The 15,729-nt window shown below is 65.2% G+C and carries 16 protein-coding genes; 10 read left to right on the top strand and 6 right to left on the bottom strand.

Going from position 1 to position 15,729, the window contains the following annotated elements; genetic code table 11:
* Both ASC93_RS02360 and ASC93_RS02355 read right to left on the bottom strand, forming a co-directional pair.
* Positions 1–426, bottom strand: coding sequence for a YciI family protein (locus ASC93_RS02360; RefSeq protein WP_056436310.1), 426 nt, complete (start codon positions 424–426; stop codon positions 1–3).
* Entirely contained in the window at positions 423–911 is a 489-nt protein-coding gene (locus ASC93_RS02355; protein WP_200958254.1) for a VOC family protein, read from the bottom strand. Before ASC93_RS02355 ends, ASC93_RS02360 begins: the two co-directional genes overlap by 4 nt.
* Before the next feature lie 273 nt (positions 912–1,184).
* Between ASC93_RS02355 and htpG the strand changes: the two genes are divergently transcribed.
* The 4 genes from htpG (at position 1,185) to ASC93_RS02335 (ending at position 6,775) form a co-directional block, all read left to right on the top strand.
* A complete protein-coding gene (gene htpG / locus ASC93_RS02350; RefSeq protein WP_056436307.1) occupies positions 1,185–3,107 on the top strand; it encodes a molecular chaperone HtpG in 1,923 nt (640 codons plus the stop codon).
* Between the two features lie 239 nt (positions 3,108–3,346).
* Positions 3,347–4,891 (top strand): hypothetical protein, encoded by a 1,545-nt coding sequence (locus ASC93_RS02345; RefSeq protein ID WP_157201712.1) that lies wholly within the window; start codon positions 3,347–3,349, stop codon positions 4,889–4,891.
* Positions 4,888–5,580: a hypothetical protein gene (locus ASC93_RS02340; protein WP_157201711.1), complete on the top strand. Its 693-nt coding sequence runs from the start codon at positions 4,888–4,890 to the stop codon at positions 5,578–5,580. The genes ASC93_RS02345 and ASC93_RS02340 overlap by 4 nt, the downstream gene beginning before the upstream one ends.
* Before the next feature lie 13 nt (positions 5,581–5,593).
* A complete protein-coding gene (locus ASC93_RS02335) occupies positions 5,594–6,775 on the top strand; it encodes a hypothetical protein (protein WP_157201710.1) in 1,182 nt (393 codons plus the stop codon).
* Here the strand turns inward: ASC93_RS02335 and ASC93_RS02330 are convergent.
* Genes ASC93_RS02330 through kynU form a run of 4 tightly spaced genes read right to left on the bottom strand, consistent with a single transcriptional unit; the run spans position 6,772 to position 10,613 of the window.
* Complete coding sequence (locus ASC93_RS02330; protein WP_056436295.1) at positions 6,772–7,881, bottom strand: acyltransferase; 1,110 nt, start codon at positions 7,879–7,881, stop codon at positions 6,772–6,774. The two genes, ASC93_RS02335 and ASC93_RS02330, sit on opposite strands and share 4 nt — an antisense overlap.
* 16 nt (positions 7,882–7,897) lie before the next feature.
* Positions 7,898–8,443 (bottom strand): alpha/beta hydrolase, encoded by a 546-nt coding sequence (locus ASC93_RS02325; protein WP_056436292.1) that lies wholly within the window; start codon positions 8,441–8,443, stop codon positions 7,898–7,900.
* Positions 8,444–8,489: 46 nt separating this feature from the next.
* Positions 8,490–9,329, bottom strand: coding sequence for a tryptophan 2,3-dioxygenase (kynA, locus tag ASC93_RS02320; protein ID WP_056436289.1), 840 nt, complete (start codon positions 9,327–9,329; stop codon positions 8,490–8,492).
* 9 nt (positions 9,330–9,338) lie between these two features.
* Entirely contained in the window at positions 9,339–10,613 is a 1,275-nt protein-coding gene (kynU, locus tag ASC93_RS02315; protein ID WP_056436286.1) for a kynureninase, read from the bottom strand.
* A gap of 677 nt (positions 10,614–11,290) precedes the next feature.
* Between kynU and flhD the strand changes: the two genes are divergently transcribed.
* The 6 genes from flhD (at position 11,291) to ASC93_RS02285 (ending at position 15,654) form a co-directional block, all read left to right on the top strand.
* On the top strand, positions 11,291–11,608 hold the full coding sequence (gene flhD, locus ASC93_RS02310; RefSeq protein ID WP_056436282.1) for a flagellar transcriptional regulator FlhD: 318 nt from the start codon (positions 11,291–11,293) through the stop codon (positions 11,606–11,608).
* A gap of 52 nt (positions 11,609–11,660) precedes the next feature.
* Positions 11,661–12,206: a flagellar transcriptional regulator FlhC gene (gene flhC, locus ASC93_RS02305; protein ID WP_056436279.1), complete on the top strand. Its 546-nt coding sequence runs from the start codon at positions 11,661–11,663 to the stop codon at positions 12,204–12,206.
* 64 nt (positions 12,207–12,270) lie between these two features.
* Complete coding sequence (locus ASC93_RS02300; RefSeq protein ID WP_056436276.1) at positions 12,271–13,044, top strand: class I SAM-dependent methyltransferase; 774 nt, start codon at positions 12,271–12,273, stop codon at positions 13,042–13,044.
* Positions 13,045–13,178: 134 nt separating this feature from the next.
* Positions 13,179–14,039, top strand: coding sequence for a flagellar motor stator protein MotA (motA, locus tag ASC93_RS02295; RefSeq protein WP_056436273.1), 861 nt, complete (start codon positions 13,179–13,181; stop codon positions 14,037–14,039).
* 36 nt (positions 14,040–14,075) lie between these two features.
* Positions 14,076–15,077 carry a flagellar motor protein MotB gene (gene motB / locus ASC93_RS02290; protein ID WP_056436270.1) on the top strand — a complete coding sequence of 334 codons (1,002 nt, stop codon included), beginning with the start codon at positions 14,076–14,078 and terminating at the stop codon, positions 15,075–15,077.
* Positions 15,078–15,102: 25 nt separating this feature from the next.
* The gene (locus tag ASC93_RS02285; protein ID WP_056436267.1) at positions 15,103–15,654 is read left to right on the top strand and encodes a hypothetical protein; all 552 of its coding nucleotides are present in this window, start codon (positions 15,103–15,105) and stop codon (positions 15,652–15,654) included.
* Positions 15,655–15,729 lie beyond the last annotated feature (75 nt).

Raw genomic sequence — 15,729 nt, 5'->3', positions numbered from 1 at the left:
TCAGCGTGCCGCGAGTTGTTCGCGCATGCGGTCTTCCTGCGCGCGCACCTCGGACGGCAGGTCCGTGCCGAAGTCGTCGGGGCCGAACAGCTGGCGGATCTCGATCTCGCTCGCCATGTCCTCGTGCGGGTTCGGGCAGCGCTTGAACCACTCGATGGCTTCTTCCTTCGAGCCGACTTCGATCATCCAGAACCCGGCGATGAGTTCCTTCGTTTCCGCGAACGGACCGTCGATGACGGTGCGCCGGTCGCCGTCGAAGCGGATGCGGGCGCCTTTGGAACTTGGCATCAGGCCGTCGGCGGCCAGCAGGATGCCGGCCTTGACGAGTTCCTCGTTGAAGTTGCCCATGTCGACGAACAGTTTTTCGCTCGGCATGATGCCGGCTTCCGAGGCCGCGCTGGCCTTCACGATGACCATGAATTTCATTGTTGTGCTCCCGCGCAGCCCTGGCCCATCATTTTCTGCATCTCGTCGCGCATCTGGTCGGGCGTCATGTCGCGCTTGTGGGTGGCGATCGACCAGCGGTGGCCGAACGGGTCCTCGATCTGGCCGTAGCGGTCGCCCCAGAACATGTCGGCCATCGGCATGACCGGTTTCGCGCCCGCTTCCACGGCGCGGGCAAAGACGGCGTCGGCGTCCTCGACGTACAGGTGGATGTAGACGGGCGTGTTCTTGAGCGCGAGCGGGCCGACGCAGCCGGAATCCGGAAAGTCGTCGGCGAGCATGATCAGCGAGTCGCCGATGCGCATCTGGGCATGCATGATCTTGCCGCCCGGGCCCGGCATGCGGCTGTTCTCGACGGCGCCGAAGGCCTGCTTGTAGAACGTCAGCGCGTCGGCCGCGCCGCTGCAGACGAGGTGCGGGGTGATCGTGTGGAAGCCTTCGGGGATGGGACGCACTTGTTCGGTCATGATGATCTCCTGTTCAGTGAATGGTCTGCGGCTGCCGGCACGGAGGTGCCGAACCGGTGCCGCTGTCCGTACGACGATCGGGCTTCCACGTTTTCGACACGCCCGCGCAAAAAAATTTCGATGGATCGACACGGTATGCCGACTCGGTCAAAAAGTCGAGAACCTTGTCGTATGCATAAGAAGTGCGACCGGGAAAAAATAACTCTTGAAATCCTTGTTGGTATCCCAATATCGAACCGGTCTGTCCAACCCTGATACGAACGAGGATATAAGATGGCCGTAGCCGAAAAAGAAACCCTTGGGTTCCAAGCAGAAGTCAAGCAGCTGCTGCAACTGATGATTCATTCCTTGTATTCCAACAAGGAGATTTTCCTTCGGGAACTGATTTCCAACGCGTCCGACGCGGCCGACAAGCTGCGCTTCGAGGCGATCAACAACGACAGCCTGTACGGCAACGACCATGAGCTGAAGATCAAGGTCCTGTTCGACAAGGATGCGAAAACCGTCACCATTTCCGACAACGGCATCGGCATGAGCCGCGACGAGGTGATCTCGCACCTGGGGACGATCGCCAAGTCGGGCACGAAGGAATTCTTCAGCAAGCTGTCGGGCGACCAGCAGGCCGATGCCGCGCTGATCGGCCAGTTCGGCGTGGGCTTCTACTCGGCCTTCATCGTGGCCGACCGCGTCACCGTCGAGACCCGCCGCGCCGGCGCCGCCGCTGCCGACGGCATCCGCTGGGAATCGACGGGCGAGGGCGACTACACCGTCGAGCAGATCGAGAAGACCAATCGCGGTACGGACATCATCCTGCACCTGCGCGAAGGCGAGGACGAGCTGCTGTCGTCGTGGAAGCTGAAGTCCATCATCCGCAAATATTCCGACCACATCTCGCTGCCGATCGAGATGAAGAAGGAAGAGTGGGACGAGGAGAAGAAGGAAACCGTCGTCCGCGATGAATTCGAGACCGTCAACCAGGCGTCCGCGCTGTGGGCCCGTTCGAAGTCCGACATCACGCCGGAGCAGTACGAAGAGTTCTACAAGCACGTGTCGCACGACTTCCAGCCGCCGCTCGCGTACACGCACAACCGCGTCGAAGGCCGCAGCGAATACACGCAACTGCTGTACGTGCCGGGCCACGCGCCGTTCGACCTGTGGGACCGCAACAAGCGCGGCGGCATCAAGCTGTACGTGAAGCGCGTCTTCATCATGGACGACGCCGAGCAGCTGATGCCGGTCTACCTGCGCTTCGTGAAGGGCGTGATCGATTCGAACGACCTGCCGCTGAACGTCTCGCGCGAGATCCTGCAGGAGTCGCGCGACGTGCGCGTGATCCGCGAAGGTTCGACCAAGCGCGTGCTGGGCATGCTGGAAGAAATGGCGAACAGCGACGAGCAGGAAGGCCGCGACAAGTACGTGACCTTCTGGAAGGAATTCGGCCAGGTGCTCAAGGAAGGCATCGGCGAGGATTCGACCAACAAGGACCGCATCGCGAAGCTGTTGCGCTTTGCGTCCACGCACACCGATTCCGCCGACCAGACCGTGTCGTTCGCCGACTACATCGGCCGCATGAAGGAAGGCCAGGACAAGATCTACTACGTTACCGCGGACAACTACAACGCCGCGAAGAACAGCCCGCACCTGGAAATCTTCCGCAAGAAGGGCGTGGAAGTGCTGCTGCTGACGGACCGCGTCGACGAGTGGATGCTGTCGTTCCTGAACGACTTCGACGGCAAGGAACTGGTGTCCGTCGCCAAGGGCGGCCTGGACCTGGGCAAGCTCGAGGACGAGGCCGAGAAGAAGGAACACGAAGAGACCGAGTCGCAGTACAAGGACCTCGTCGAGAAGATGAAGGGCGCCCTGAGCGACAAGGCCAAGGACGTGCGCGTGACGCACCGCCTGACCGACTCGCCGGCCTGCCTCGTGGCGGACGAACATGAGCTGTCCGCGAACCTCGTGCGCATGCTGAAGGCGGCCGGCCAGGACGCGCCGGAAACCAAGCCCATCCTCGAGATCAACCCGAACCACCCGCTCGTCACGCGCCTGAAATACGAAGACGCGGCGAACCCGCGCTTCGCCGACTGGTCGCACATCCTGTTCGACCAGGCCATGCTGGCCGAGGGCGGCAGCCTGGCGGACCCGGCGGCGTTCGTCAAGCGCTTGAACGAGATGCTGCTGGCGACGGCGGCGAAGTAAGCACAAGCGCCGCAGCGCGGCGCGATCGCAACAGCAAGGAGCCGGGCACTGCCCGGCTCTTTTTCTTTGTGATGTATCAAAAAAACAACTCTAGTTCATCTCTTTTCATGCGCAACCGATAGTTAAGGCGCGGGGGCTGTCGTCGTAAATATCGTTCGAGTACAGTGAAGTTCAGAAAACGCTAAAGCTGTGTTGAGCAACCACAAGCATTAGACGATAACCACCCTATGGGAGTCCTGATGAACCATCTGCCTCGGCATGGCGGACGCATGCGGCTGCTCGCCTGCGTCACCGCCTTCGCGACGTCTGCCTGCTCGACCCTGATGAATCCCTATCTCGATACGAGTGCCCTGAACAAGGGGCCGGCGTGCGCGCAGACCCAGACGTGCAGCGCGACCCAGCGCTTCATCGGCATCCGCGATGCCGTCGTCACGGCACAGGAAGGGCCGCGCACGGCTTACGTCGAGCGGGCGAAACTCAATTCCTGGTCGTCGGCGCTGGCGTTCCCGCTGAGCGGCCTGTTGCTGTACGGCGCGGCGACCCGGTCGTCCGAAGGGGCGCGCAAGGGCATCCTGGGTGGTGGACTGCTGATGGGCTCGGCTTACGAGACGCGCAATGCGTTGATGTCCGGGTCGCCCGAAAGCACGTATCTGCTGGCCGAGGCGCGGCTGGCGTGCGTGGTCGATGAGGCGGCCAAATACAATCTCCAGCCCGCCGCTCCTGCCTGCACGGGCAAGCTGCAAGCGGTAACCCAACAGCTCGCCGTCGTCCGGGGACTCAATCCCGCGGCCGACCTGCGCCCCAAACGCGACGACGACGTCGCGAAAGCCGAGGGCGCGATCGCGCAATACCTGCAGCGCGAGCAGAGGATTTCCACGGCCGCCGACCATATGCAGTCGGCGGCGCGCGCGATTCTCGTGAACACCAACGCCCAGATCAGGACGGCCAGCGTGTCGCCGGCCACGGCAACCGCTCTGATGAAATCGGAAATGTCGCTGTTTCAACCGGTGACGAAGCTCGATGCGGGCAAGGTGGTCGTTGCGACCGGGGCGGGCGAGACGCCGTATCCGACCGTGGCCAAGGAATTGAACGACCTCAGCGACAAGTTGACGGACTTCGCCGAAGCGTGCGTGCGGCCGCAACCCCAGTCGCCGGCCCCGTTCGACGGTTGCGTCACGTATTCCCCCGCGGCGCCGGCCCTGCCGACGATCACGACGTCGCTGGCGGGCAACCAGTTCGACATGTCCCCCGGCGCCAGCAAGACGTTCACGGTGACCAGCGCACCCAGCGGCACGCCGTGGGCCGACTACGGCGGCGATCCCGGTGCCGCCAACGCCGCCCTGGGCCGTCCGCAGATCGTGACGCTGACGCCGACCCAGTCGCAGGTCACGCTCAACTACGCGAAGGCCGTCGCCAAGGAAACGCCCATCACGTTGAGCCTGTACACGATCGGCGTCGCCGGCAATGCGCTGCCGCTCACGATCACGTTGAAGCCGGACGCGCCGGGGAAGGACCAGGACGGCACCGCCGCCGCGGCCGCGGCGCCCGGCGGCAGTATCGATCCCAGGATCGTGGCCCTCGCGGCGACGGACAAGTGCCTGATGAAGTCGATGCAGCCGTACCCCACGGATGCGGTCCAGCTCGATCACATGTTGCGCGTGCAGTGGAATAATCTCAAGCCGCCGGGCGCCGCGCCCACGCCGGAGCAGTTGACCGGCAAGGCGTTCATCCAGCAGATCAAGGATGCCGCCAAGCCGCCGCCGCCCGAGTGCGCCGCCAAATGACCGCGGTCAGGATCCGTAACCTGGCCGTGCCGGACGACTTCGGTACGCTCAGCTGCCTGGTGCACCGGAACGGCGAGTACGCGGTGCTGTGCGTCGCGCACGTGCTGGCGCCGCCGCTGCTGGGCGTCGATCCTTCGATGCAGCCGGTCGTCGCATGCGACGTCGGGCAGTCCTCGGAGGTGGGGTTGCTGCGCAACTGGGACATGCCTGTCAGCAGCAGCGGCGTCCCGTACGGCCCCTCGCTCGACGCCGCGGTCGCCGGCGTCAGTGTCCGTACCGCGCAATTGCTGGGCAATCTGCCGGATTTTCTCCCCAGCGCATTGCGTACCGCACCCCTGGCGTTGCAGGAAACGGTCCATTTCACCGGTGCGTCCAGCGGCATGAGGCATACGACCGTCGTGCACGATACGGACGCGCGGACGGACGTCAGCTATTTTCTGTACGACCTGGGGCGCGGCGCCGCCATGACGTCGGTGGACGTCTCGCTGCGCGGGCTGATCCAGACCGACCTCACCACCCAGGTGATCGGCGGTGACAGCGGTTCCCTGCTGCGCGACGGCGACGACCGCGCGGTCGGTATCCTCGTCGGTACGGACATCGTCCGCAATTACTGCTATTTCTCGCCGTTGGACAAGATCCTGCACGAGTTCAATGCCACGCTGTGGCCGGCGGGGCGACCGATCGCATGATGAAAGGAAAACGATGCCAAGCGCCTTGAACTTTATCTGCAGCATGGTCCTGGTGTTCTTCGTGTTCTCCGTTCTCGTCAGTACCGTGACCGAAGTCTTCAACACCGCCCATAACCGTCGCGGGAAATGCCTGTGGGCCGGCATCGACAGGCTGCTGGGGACGGAGGAGATCGGCCTCGAACTGGCGCGGCTGTTGCGCGCGCACCCGGCCATCGCGTCGTTGGCGAGCAACGACGCCGACAAGGCGTCCTACTTGCCGTCGCCGGTATTCGCGTCCGCCCTGGTCGACGTGTTGATCGGCATGATGAAATCCAGGGTGACGCAGTCGCCGTACGGCATCGGCGAGGCCATCGCCGCGCTCCCGGGTACGGAGCGTATCGGCGGCGTGCTGCGCTTCCTGTGGCGCCAGGCGAATGGCGATGCCGCCGCGTTCGAGCGCAACCTGGCGGCCTATTTCGACCAGTTGATGGACCGGGTGTCGGGCTGGTACAAGCGCGGCGCGCAGCGGCGCTGCTTCCTTGCCGGACTCCTGTGCGCCGTCGTCCTCAACATCGACGCCGTGCACGTGGCGCGCGCCCTGTGGAACGAGCCGCACCTGGCGGAACAGGTCGCCGGCGACGGGCAGCGCGTCCTCGTCAGCTATCAACCGAACCAGCCGCCGGGAACGCCGCCCGACAAGGCCGTGTCCGCCGTCGGTCACGGGCTCGCCGCCGAGCTCCCGATCGGCTGGCCGGCGCGCTGGTACCGGAACATGGTCCACCCCACGGGCCTCGACCTCGCCGCCGAAATGATGTGGACAGCCATCGGCTTCCTCGTGATGGCTTGCGCCTGCCTCGTCGGGGCGCCGCTGTGGTTCCAGCTGTTGGGCACCTTGTTGCCCCTCAGGCTGGCGGGACCCGTGCCCGATCGCGTCACGCCCGTCGCGCCCGCGGCCCCGGCCTACCCGGGCGCACCGGCGGCCCAGGCGCCGCAGGTCGTCGCCAATGTCCGCCAGGGGCCCCTGAACTTCGTCGAGGAGCGGATCGTCGCGAACGGAAAGGTCAAGGCGCTGCAGCTGGCGCTCGGCGTCGGGCAGACCGGCGAGTTCGACGTGGACACGCGCGGCGCCATCGTGCGCGAACAGGCCGCGCGGGGATTCGCCAGGACGGGGCAGGTGACGACCGCGCTTCTGCAGGGGCTGGGCGTCGACGCTTAGTTCGGCTTCATGCCCATCCGCGTCCCGAGCGCGAGCCCGGCCTCCAGAGCGCGCCGCAACCCGCGCTGCAGCGCTTCGGTGACCGGATTCGACGCCAGCGCCACCACGGCGATCGCGATACCGATGGCGACGATCTCGTGCGCCGCCCCGCGCTCGATCGGCAGCACCGACTGCCACAGGCCGATCACGATGCCGTGCGACAGATACAGCGTGAACGTGTGCCCGGCCAGGAAGCGGATGGGCCGCGCCAGGCGCAGCACGACGTCGAACCGGGCCTGGCGCGCGCAGGCGAAATTCAGCAGCACGAGCCCCATCACGGCGTAGTCGGCCAGCACGCGGTCGGCGCTGCCCATGCGGATGTGCGCGAACGGCCACAGGCCCTGTGCGACGCCGCGCAGCCAGGGCTCCGGATCGAGCCAGCCCCACAGCCCGATGAGGACCATGCTCAGCACCCAGCCCGCCCGCGCGGGGCCCGGACCGAACGCCAGCCGGCCCTGCAGGCGGTACAGCGCGACGCCGGCCAGCCACACGGGCAACAGGAGCCACAGCCGCGGGCCGACGAGGGCGAGGACGGCGCCGGCCGCGAGCCAGCGGCGCCGGCCGGGGACGAAGTGAACGACGCCGAACAGCACGTAGTACCACGCTTCGTAATCGAGCGACCAGTACGGGATCAGCCAGGGCGGACGTTCGACGAAGTGCCACACGTCGCCCAGGAAGGCCAGGTGGAACGGGATGTACAGCCAGGGGCGGCGCAGTTCGTAGCCGTCTTCGACCGGCATGTGCAGCATGTCGTGCACGCATGTCGCGAGGATGAACGACAGCGCCAGCACCGGCAGCACGACGGAAAACAGGCGCGCCGCACGGGCGATGAAGTAGCTGCGCGCCGTGAGGTTCTTGTGTTCCGCGCTGTAGGCGATGACGAAGCCGGACAGCACGAAGAACGTGATCACGGCCTCGCGCCCGAAATCGGGAATGCGGGCGATTTGAACGTCGTCGAAGATGCGGAAGTAGCCGAAGTGCGCCACCACGACGGCCAGCGCGGCGCAGGCGCGCGCGAGGTCGAGGTAGAGGGAAAAGCGCGCGTCGAGCGCGCGGGGCGGCGTCATCGTGCCGTCCGGGCGTTCAGGGGTTCAGGTCGCGGCAGAATTCGTCGAGCAGCGCCAGGCCCTCCGGCCACGGGCCGTAGCCGCTGCCGCCGTTGATGTGGCCCGCCGGACCGATCTCCACCAGCTTGCTGCCCCACGCCCGGGCGAACGCGCGGGCGCGTTCCGGCGCCACGTATTCGTCGTTGCTGCTGGCGACGACGAGCGACGGGAACGGCAGCGGCGCGAGCGGGATGGGCTGGAAGCCGTTGGCGGCGATCGGGTAGGACGGCGCTTCGACGTCGCTGGGCGCGACGAGGAAGGCGCCGGCCACTTTCAGCTTCGACCCGGACTGCGCCCACTGCGCCACGAGCATGCACGCGAGGCTGTGCGCCACGAGGATCGGCCGGCCCTCGCAGTCGGCGATGGCGGCGTCCAGTTCGGCCACCCACTCGGCGCAATCCGGATCGTTCCAGTCGCGGTGCGGCACCCGGGTCCAGCACGGGTGCCGCTGTTCCCAGTGGGTCTGCCAGTGCTGCGGGCCGGAGTTCCACAGGCCGGCGAGGGTCAGGATGTCACAGTTCATGGTCGCTCCAGTATGCTCGTGCCGCCGATTGTACGATGGCGCGGCGTTACAGCGCCGTGCGCAGCGCAAACAGCTCCGGGAACAGCACGACGTCCAGCATCTTGCGCAGGTAGCTGACGCCGGCCGTACCGCCGGTGCCGGTCTTGAAGCCGATGATGCGCTCCACCGTCGACACGTGGCGGAAGCGCCAGAAGCGGAAGGCCGTCTCCAGGTCGACGAGCTTCTCGGCCAGTTCGTACAGGGCCCAGTGGTGCTCGGGGTCGCGGTACACCTCGAGCCACGCGGCCATCACGGAATCGTCGTGGGCGGTCGGCTGCGTCGGATCGGCGTCCAGCCGGCCCTGCGCGATGGCCAGGCCCGAGCGCGCCAGCAGGCGCACGGCTTCGTCGTAGATCGACGGCGCCCGCAGCTCGCGTTCGAGGAGGTCATGGTGCTCGGGCGACGTCTTGTGCACGGCCAGCATGGCGGCGTTCTTGTTCCCGAGGATGAATTCGAGTTCGCGGTACTGGAACGACTGGAAGCCCGACGACGACGCCAGGTAGGGGCGGATCGCGCTGTATTCCGGCGGCGTCATCGTGGCCAGCACGTCCCACGCGTGCACCAATTGGTCCATGATGCGCGCCACCCGCGCCAGCATCTTGAAGGCGGGCGGCAGGTCGTCGGCGCGGACGTGGGCGCGCACGGCCTGCAGTTCGTGCAGCATCAGCTTGATCCACAACTCGCTCGTCTGGTGCTGGATGATGAACAGCATCTCGTTGTGGTTCGGCGAGAGCGGGTGCTGGGCCGACAGGATCCGGTCCAGCCCCAGGTAGTCGCCGTAGCTCATGCTGCGGCTGAAATCCATCTGCGCCCCGTGCCACTTCGGGTCGGTCTTGTCGTCGTCCATATGCCCTCCTCAGGTCACGGCGGTGCGCGCGGCGCGGGTGTCGTAGGCCTCGGCGTCGAGGATGTCGCGCAGTATTTCCACGGCGTCCCACACGTCCGCGAAGCGCGTGTACAGCGGCGTGAAGCCGAAGCGCATGATCGCCGGTTCGCGATAGTCGCCGATGACGCCGCGCGCGATCAGCGCCTGCATCACCGCATAGCCGTGCGGATGCGTGAAGCTCACCTGGCTGCCGCGCTGCGCATGCGCGCGCGGCGTGACGAGGCCCAGCGGATGCGCGGCGCAGCGCGACTCCGCAAGCGCGATGAACAGGTCGGTGAGGGCGAGCGACTTGGCGCGCAGGGCCGTCATGTTCGTCGCCTCGAAGATCTCCAGCCCGCATTCGACGAGCGCCAGCGACACCACCGGCTGCGTGCCGCACAGCGCGCGCCCGATGCCCTCGGCGGCCTCGAAGCCGTGCGCCATCGCGAACGGCGCCGCGTGGCTCCACCAGCCGGTGAGCGGATGGCGGAACGCGGCCTGGTGCCGCCGCGGCACCCAGATGAAGGCCGGGGCGCCGGGGCCGCCGTTCAGGTATTTATAGGTGCAGCCGACGGCGAAGTCGGCATCGGCGCCGTTCAGGTCCAGCGGGACGGCGCCGGCGGAATGGGCGAGGTCCCACACGGCCAGCGCGCCGCGCGCATGCGCGAGGGCGGTCAGCGCCGCCATGTCGTGCTGGCGGCCGGTGCGGTAGTTCACGTGCGTGAGCATCAGCACCGCGCAGTCGGCGTCGACGGCGGCATCCAGCTCTTCCGGCGAATCGACCAGGTGCACGCGGTAGCCGCGGTCCAGCCAGCGGGCGAGACCGTCCGCCATATAGATATCGGTGGGGAAGTTGCTGCGCTCGGTGACAAGAACCTTGCGGACGGGGTCGCGCCCGGCCTGGATCGCCAGCGCGGCGGCGAGCGCCTTGAACAGGTTCAGCGACGTCGTGTCCGTGACGACCACTTCGCCGGCCCCGGCGCCGATGAGCGGGGCGATGCGGTCGCCCAGCCGGCCGGGCAGCGCGAACCAGCCGGCCGTGTTCCAGCTGCGGATCAGTCCCTGTCCCCATTCCTGGGCGACGACGTCGCGCGCGCGCTCGAGCGCCGCGCGCGGGCGCGCGCCCAGCGAATTGCCGTCCAGGTAGATGACGCCCTCGGGCAGGTCGAAGCGTTCGCGCAGCGGGGCGAGCGGATCGGACGCGTCCAGGGCGAGGCAGGCGGCGCGCGTGGCGGCGCCGGCGATGTCGTACGTGGCAGTGTTCATGCGACCACCTTGGTGGGGCCGGCAGCCGAGATCGTCGGGCTGATGTCCCAGGGGGTTGGAGCGGGCATGTGGTTTCCTGAAGGGTAGAGGAGCGGGAAGTGTAGCAAAATTGCATCGAACTGCGGCGGCCGAAAAAATTTCAAAAAAATGTCGGGGGCACCCTAAAGTTCTCCAAAAGCCGGCCGATAACCTGACCAGATGACCGGGATCGGGTCTTGAAATTTTTTTTTGCAGGAACCCTAAAGTTTCGCAAAAGGCATCCGATAACCCATACAGACGACCGGAATCGGATCGAAAAAAAGTTTGTCGAAACCCTAAAGTTCGGCAAAGACCGACCGATAACGAGTCTGAAGGGGATGCTGGAAAACAAAAAAATTTTCTTGCGGCACCCTAAAGTTCCCGAAATTGTTGACGTAAACCAACACAGCAATAAGTAGTTCGTTGCGTCACCGGGCTGCAAAACGCCCCGTAGTTACATCTCGCCTTCCGCCCCTTTTCATAGGGGCGCGACCACGATCCGGCAGGGTTTGTCAGACAAACTCCTACGGGTCGATCTCGTCTTTGCCGGACGAAAAATACAGACACTCTCCAATACACTAAAAGTTTCCTCACGGTCAGAATCTATCTCAACGGCAACACACAACGCCTCACAGATACGATCAACCGGAGAGATGGAAATGACTGCGAACGACATGATGGCTGAAATTCGTGATGCGAACCTGAGCTACCTGATGCTGGCACAGCAGATGATCCGCGCAGACAAGGTCACCGCAATTTTCCGCCTCGGCATCTCGGCCGACATCGCCGACCTGATCGAAGGCATGAGCAACGCCCAGATCCTGAAACTCGCCGGCGGCAACATGATGCTGGCCCGCTTCCGCTTCGACGACGCCGCCATCCTCGGCATGCTGACGAGCCACACCAAGGACCGCGCCCTGGCCCAGTCGCACGCCGCGATCCTGATGGCCGGCCAGCCCGCCGAAGAAATCGCGTAAGAGAACCCCGGTTCTCAGCCCGTCAAGTCAATCGCAAGTCACGGAGAGCAGCATGACCAAGAAAAGCGTCGTCTCGGAAGCACAGGAAATCCAGCTGGCCATCGAACTGATCCAGCTCGGCGCCCGTCTCCAGCTGCTGGAAAGCGAAGTCTCCCTGTCGCGCGAGCGCTTGATCAAGCTGTACAAGGAACTCAAGGGCGTGTCGCCGCCGAAGGGCATGCTGCCGTTCTCGACCGACTGGTTCCTGACCTGGCAACCGAACATCCACGCTTCGCTGTACATCAACATCTATAAATTCCTGGTCGAATACGCCGGCGCCACGGGCGTCCAGGCCGTGATGAAGGCCTACAAGCTGTATCTCGAACAGATGCCGCCGGCACCCGGCGAAGAGCCGCTGCTGTCGCTGACCCGTGCCTGGACCCTCGTGCGCTTCTTCCAGGGCAATATGCTCGTGCTGGCGCCGTGCGGCAAATGCCAGGGCAAGTACGTCGTCAACGCGCTCGACCTGAACAACGATTACCAGTGCGGCCTGTGCCACATGCCTTCGCGCGCCGGCAAGACCCGCAAGGCCAAGGACGCCGCGCTCGCCGCCGCCTGAGTTTTTCGGCCGGGCCGTTTCGCTCCTCCGTGATCTCCCGTTTCGTTCCCGCGCGGGGCAGGCCATGAATGCGCCCGCCCCGCGTTCCGTTTTCGGCGCGCCGTCCGTGCGTGCGCTGCTGGCCCAGGCCGGCGCCTTTCCACTCACCCTGATCTGCGTCTGGCTGCTGGCCCGCGTGGGCATGCCCATGTCGTGGGAAGCCGTCGCGCTGATCCAGGGGGCATTGGCCGCGCTGCTGGCCTGGCGCCTCGGGCTCGCCGTCTGGTGGCGCGCCATCGAACTCGCGTTTCCCTCCGGCGTGCTGCTCGCGCGCGGGCTCGACCTGCCCCCGACCCTGTTTCTTGCGCTGTTCGTGCTGTTCCTGCTCGTGTACTGGTCCACGTTCCGCACCCAGGTGCCGTATTACCCGTCCGGGCGTGGTGCCTGGGACGCCGTGGCGGACGTGTTGCCGGCCGACCGTGCGTGCGCCGTCGCCGACGTGGGCAGCGGCCTGGGCGGCCTTGTGCTCGACCTGGCGCGGCGCCGGCCCGATTGCCGGGTGGACGGCATCGAACTGGCGCCGCTGCCGTGGTTCGTCAGCCGGCTGCGCGCGACACTGTCCGGCAGCCGCGCGCGCTTCGTGCACGGCGACTACGAATCGTTGAATTTTGGTCACTATGACGTCGTGTTCGCCTATCTGTCGCCGGCCGCGATGGCCGCGCTCTGGCGCAAGGCCGAGAGTGAAATGCGGCCCGGCAGCATCCTGTTGAGTTATGAATTCGACATTCCCGGGAGAATGCCCGACCGTCGCATTGTGACGACTAACAGTAAGAAAATTCTCTATCTTTGGCAATTTTGACGGTCATCGGGGCACTTTTACTTGCCCGTGGGCCATTCTCAAGCTAATCTAGTTCCCTACGTAAATATTTCTCTTTGGATTCATCAACTTGGATCCAAACCGGGCCTGCCCCGGATTCACGCATCGGGAGTCCCGTGTTTGTCATTGTTGGTTACGTTGTAGTGCTCGCCGCCGTGTTCGGCGGCTTCGCGATGAACGGCGGTCACCTGGCGGCGCTGTGGCAGCCGCTCGAGCTCGTCATGATCGGCGGTGCCGCACTGGGCGCATTCCTCGTCGGTAACAACCCGAAGGCCGTGAAGGCGACGCTGGGCGCGCTGCCCACGCTGTTCAAGGGTTCCAAGTACACGCGCGAGATGTACATGGAACTGATGTCGCTGCTGTTCGACGTGCTGTCGAAGGTGAGGAAAGAGGGCCTGATGTCGATCGAAGGCGACATCGAGGCGCCCGAGCAGAGCCCCGTGTTTTCGAAGTACCCGGCGGTGCTGGCGGACCATCACATTGTCGAATTCATTACCGATTACCTGCGCTTGATGGTTTCGGGCAACATGGACGCGTTCCAGATCGAGAACCTGATGGACAATGAGATCGAGACCCACCATCATGAGGGTGCGGTCCCGGCACATTGCATTGCCAAGCTGGGCGACGGCCTGCCGGCGTTCGGTATCGTGGCGGCCGTGATGGGCGTCGTGCACACCATGGAATCCGTGGGCCTGCCGCCGGCCGAGCTGGGCATCCTGATCGCGCACGCGCTGGTCGGCACGTTCCTCGGCATCCTGCTGGCCTACGGCTTCATCGGCCCGCTGTCCAGCCTGCTCGAACAGAAGCTGGAGGAGTCGACGAAGATGTTCCAGACCGTGAAAGTGACGCTGCTGGCCAGCCTGAACGGTTATGCGCCGGCGCTGGCCGTCGAATTCGGCCGCAAGGTGCTGTACTCGACCGAACGTCCGACCTTCGCCGAACTCGAGGACCATATCAAGAAAGCCAAGAACAAGTAATGGTGCGTAATATCCACATCAGCGCGGGAGTGCGGCATGGCTGACGAAGGCCAGCGGCCGATCATCGTCAAGCGCGTCAGGAAGGGCGGCCATGGACACCATGGCGGCGCCTGGAAGATCGCGTACGCCGACTTCGTGACGGCGATGATGGCATTCTTCCTGCTCATGTGGCTGCTCGGCTCGACGACCAAGGGCGACATGGAAGGCATCGCCAACTATTTCAAGACGCCCCTCAAGGTCGCCATGCAGGGCGGCACGGGCGCCGGCAGCACCAATTCGATCCTGCAGGGCGGCGGCAAGGACCTGACGCGCCGCAACGGCCAGGTCAAGAACGGCGACATCGAGCGCAACAAGAAATCGATCGACCTGAAATCCGCGCGCGAAGCCCTCGAGAAAGAGGAAGCGGCGCGCCTGGAAGAGCTCAAGCAACGCATCGAACAGACGATCGACGCCAATCCGCTGCTGCGCAAGTACAAGAACCAGCTGCTGCTCGACGTGACGAGCGAAGGCCTGCGCATCCAGATCGTCGACGAAAAGAACCGCCCGATGTTCGCGTCCGCGAGCGCCCAGCTGCAGCCGTACACGCGCGACATCCTCGACGTGCTGGGCCTCGTGCTGAACGACGTGCCGAACCGCATCGGCCTGTCGGGGCATACGGATTCCACGCCATATTCGACGCCCGAGGGTTATACGAACTGGGAACTGTCGGCCGACCGCGCCAATGCCTCGCGCCGCGAACTGGTGCACGGCGGGCTGGGCGATGCGAAGATCCTGCGCGTGGTGGGCCTCGGCTCGGCCGTCCACCTCGACCGCGACGACCCGTTCAACCCGATCAACCGACGCATCAGTATCCTGGTCATGAATAAACGTACCGAGAACGCCGTGCTGCACGACGGCACGCCCCTGGATGTGCCGGGCGAGAGCGCGGACGCGGCGGTGAAAGCGGTCGCCGAGGCGACGGGTGCCGGGGTGGCGGCACCCGTCGAAAAGGGTGGCGGTTTGGCGCAGCCGGCGGCGACGCCGGCGGGAAAAAAATAACGGACGGGATGTTCTGGAGGATTCCATGACGACAAGAAAAAAGATTCTCGGGTCACACGTCAAGCGCCTGTTGTCGGGCGTGTCCGACCATGGCCGGCGCCACCTGTCCGAAGTGGAGACCGACCTGGTGCAGACGACGTTGTTGCTGGAGGAAGCCGTCGAGAAGCTGACGAGCAGCTTCATGGCGATCCACCACGTGGTCGATTCGCGCCAGGAGGCAATCAACCGCCTGCTGGCCGGCCAGGCGCCGACGGCGGAGGAGAGTGCCTGCCTGACCGGCATGTCGGGCGAGATCGCCGGCCATGTGAACGCGGCGGTGACGAGCATGCAGTTCCAGGACATGACGAGCCAGCTGCTCGATCGCACGCTGCGCCGGGTGACCGGCCTGCGCGATTTCCTGACCACGCTGTCCGAGCACGGTGACGATATCCTGCCGGAGAGCGACGGCGACGAGATCGTCGAACGCCTCGGCAAGGTCAGCATGGCGCTGGCGATCCAGTCGCTGGAGCTGCGCAGCATGTTGCGCAAGTCGGTCGAGCAGCGCCACCTTGAAAGCGGCGACGTCGAATTGTTTTAATTCATGGGGTCGGAGCCGGGTGTTCCAGGTGGGCTCCGACCCCGTCTGACCAGATATACGAGTAGCCGGTACAAC

The sequence above is a fragment of the Massilia sp. Root335 genome (genome assembly GCF_001425685.1).
GTDB classification, from domain to species: domain Bacteria; phylum Pseudomonadota; class Gammaproteobacteria; order Burkholderiales; family Burkholderiaceae_D; genus Telluria; species Telluria luteola.
Note: the sequence above shows the minus strand (reverse complement) of the source record. Positions and strands in the feature narration are given on the sequence as shown.

Excerpts from the sequence above, each read along its gene's own strand:
- ASC93_RS02360 (WP_056436310.1), bottom strand. The coding sequence starts at position 426 with ATGAAATTCATGGTCATCGTGAAGGCCAGCGCGGCCTCGGAAGCCGGC.
- ASC93_RS02355 (WP_200958254.1), bottom strand. The coding sequence starts at position 911 with ATGACCGAACAAGTGCGTCCCATCCCCGAAGGCTTCCACACGATCACC.
- htpG (WP_056436307.1), top strand. The coding sequence starts at position 1,185 with ATGGCCGTAGCCGAAAAAGAAACCCTTGGGTTCCAAGCAGAAGTCAAG.
- ASC93_RS02345 (WP_157201712.1), top strand. The coding sequence starts at position 3,347 with ATGAACCATCTGCCTCGGCATGGCGGACGCATGCGGCTGCTCGCCTGC.
- ASC93_RS02340 (WP_157201711.1), top strand. The coding sequence starts at position 4,888 with ATGACCGCGGTCAGGATCCGTAACCTGGCCGTGCCGGACGACTTCGGT.
- ASC93_RS02335 (WP_157201710.1), top strand. The coding sequence starts at position 5,594 with ATGCCAAGCGCCTTGAACTTTATCTGCAGCATGGTCCTGGTGTTCTTC.
- ASC93_RS02330 (WP_056436295.1), bottom strand. The coding sequence starts at position 7,881 with ATGACGCCGCCCCGCGCGCTCGACGCGCGCTTTTCCCTCTACCTCGAC.
- ASC93_RS02325 (WP_056436292.1), bottom strand. The coding sequence starts at position 8,443 with ATGAACTGTGACATCCTGACCCTCGCCGGCCTGTGGAACTCCGGCCCG.
- kynA (WP_056436289.1), bottom strand. The coding sequence starts at position 9,329 with ATGGACGACGACAAGACCGACCCGAAGTGGCACGGGGCGCAGATGGAT.
- kynU (WP_056436286.1), bottom strand. The coding sequence starts at position 10,613 with ATGAACACTGCCACGTACGACATCGCCGGCGCCGCCACGCGCGCCGCC.
- flhD (WP_056436282.1), top strand. The coding sequence starts at position 11,291 with ATGACTGCGAACGACATGATGGCTGAAATTCGTGATGCGAACCTGAGC.
- flhC (WP_056436279.1), top strand. The coding sequence starts at position 11,661 with ATGACCAAGAAAAGCGTCGTCTCGGAAGCACAGGAAATCCAGCTGGCC.
- ASC93_RS02300 (WP_056436276.1), top strand. The coding sequence starts at position 12,271 with ATGAATGCGCCCGCCCCGCGTTCCGTTTTCGGCGCGCCGTCCGTGCGT.
- motB (WP_056436270.1), top strand. The coding sequence starts at position 14,076 with ATGGCTGACGAAGGCCAGCGGCCGATCATCGTCAAGCGCGTCAGGAAG.
- ASC93_RS02285 (WP_056436267.1), top strand. The coding sequence starts at position 15,103 with ATGACGACAAGAAAAAAGATTCTCGGGTCACACGTCAAGCGCCTGTTG.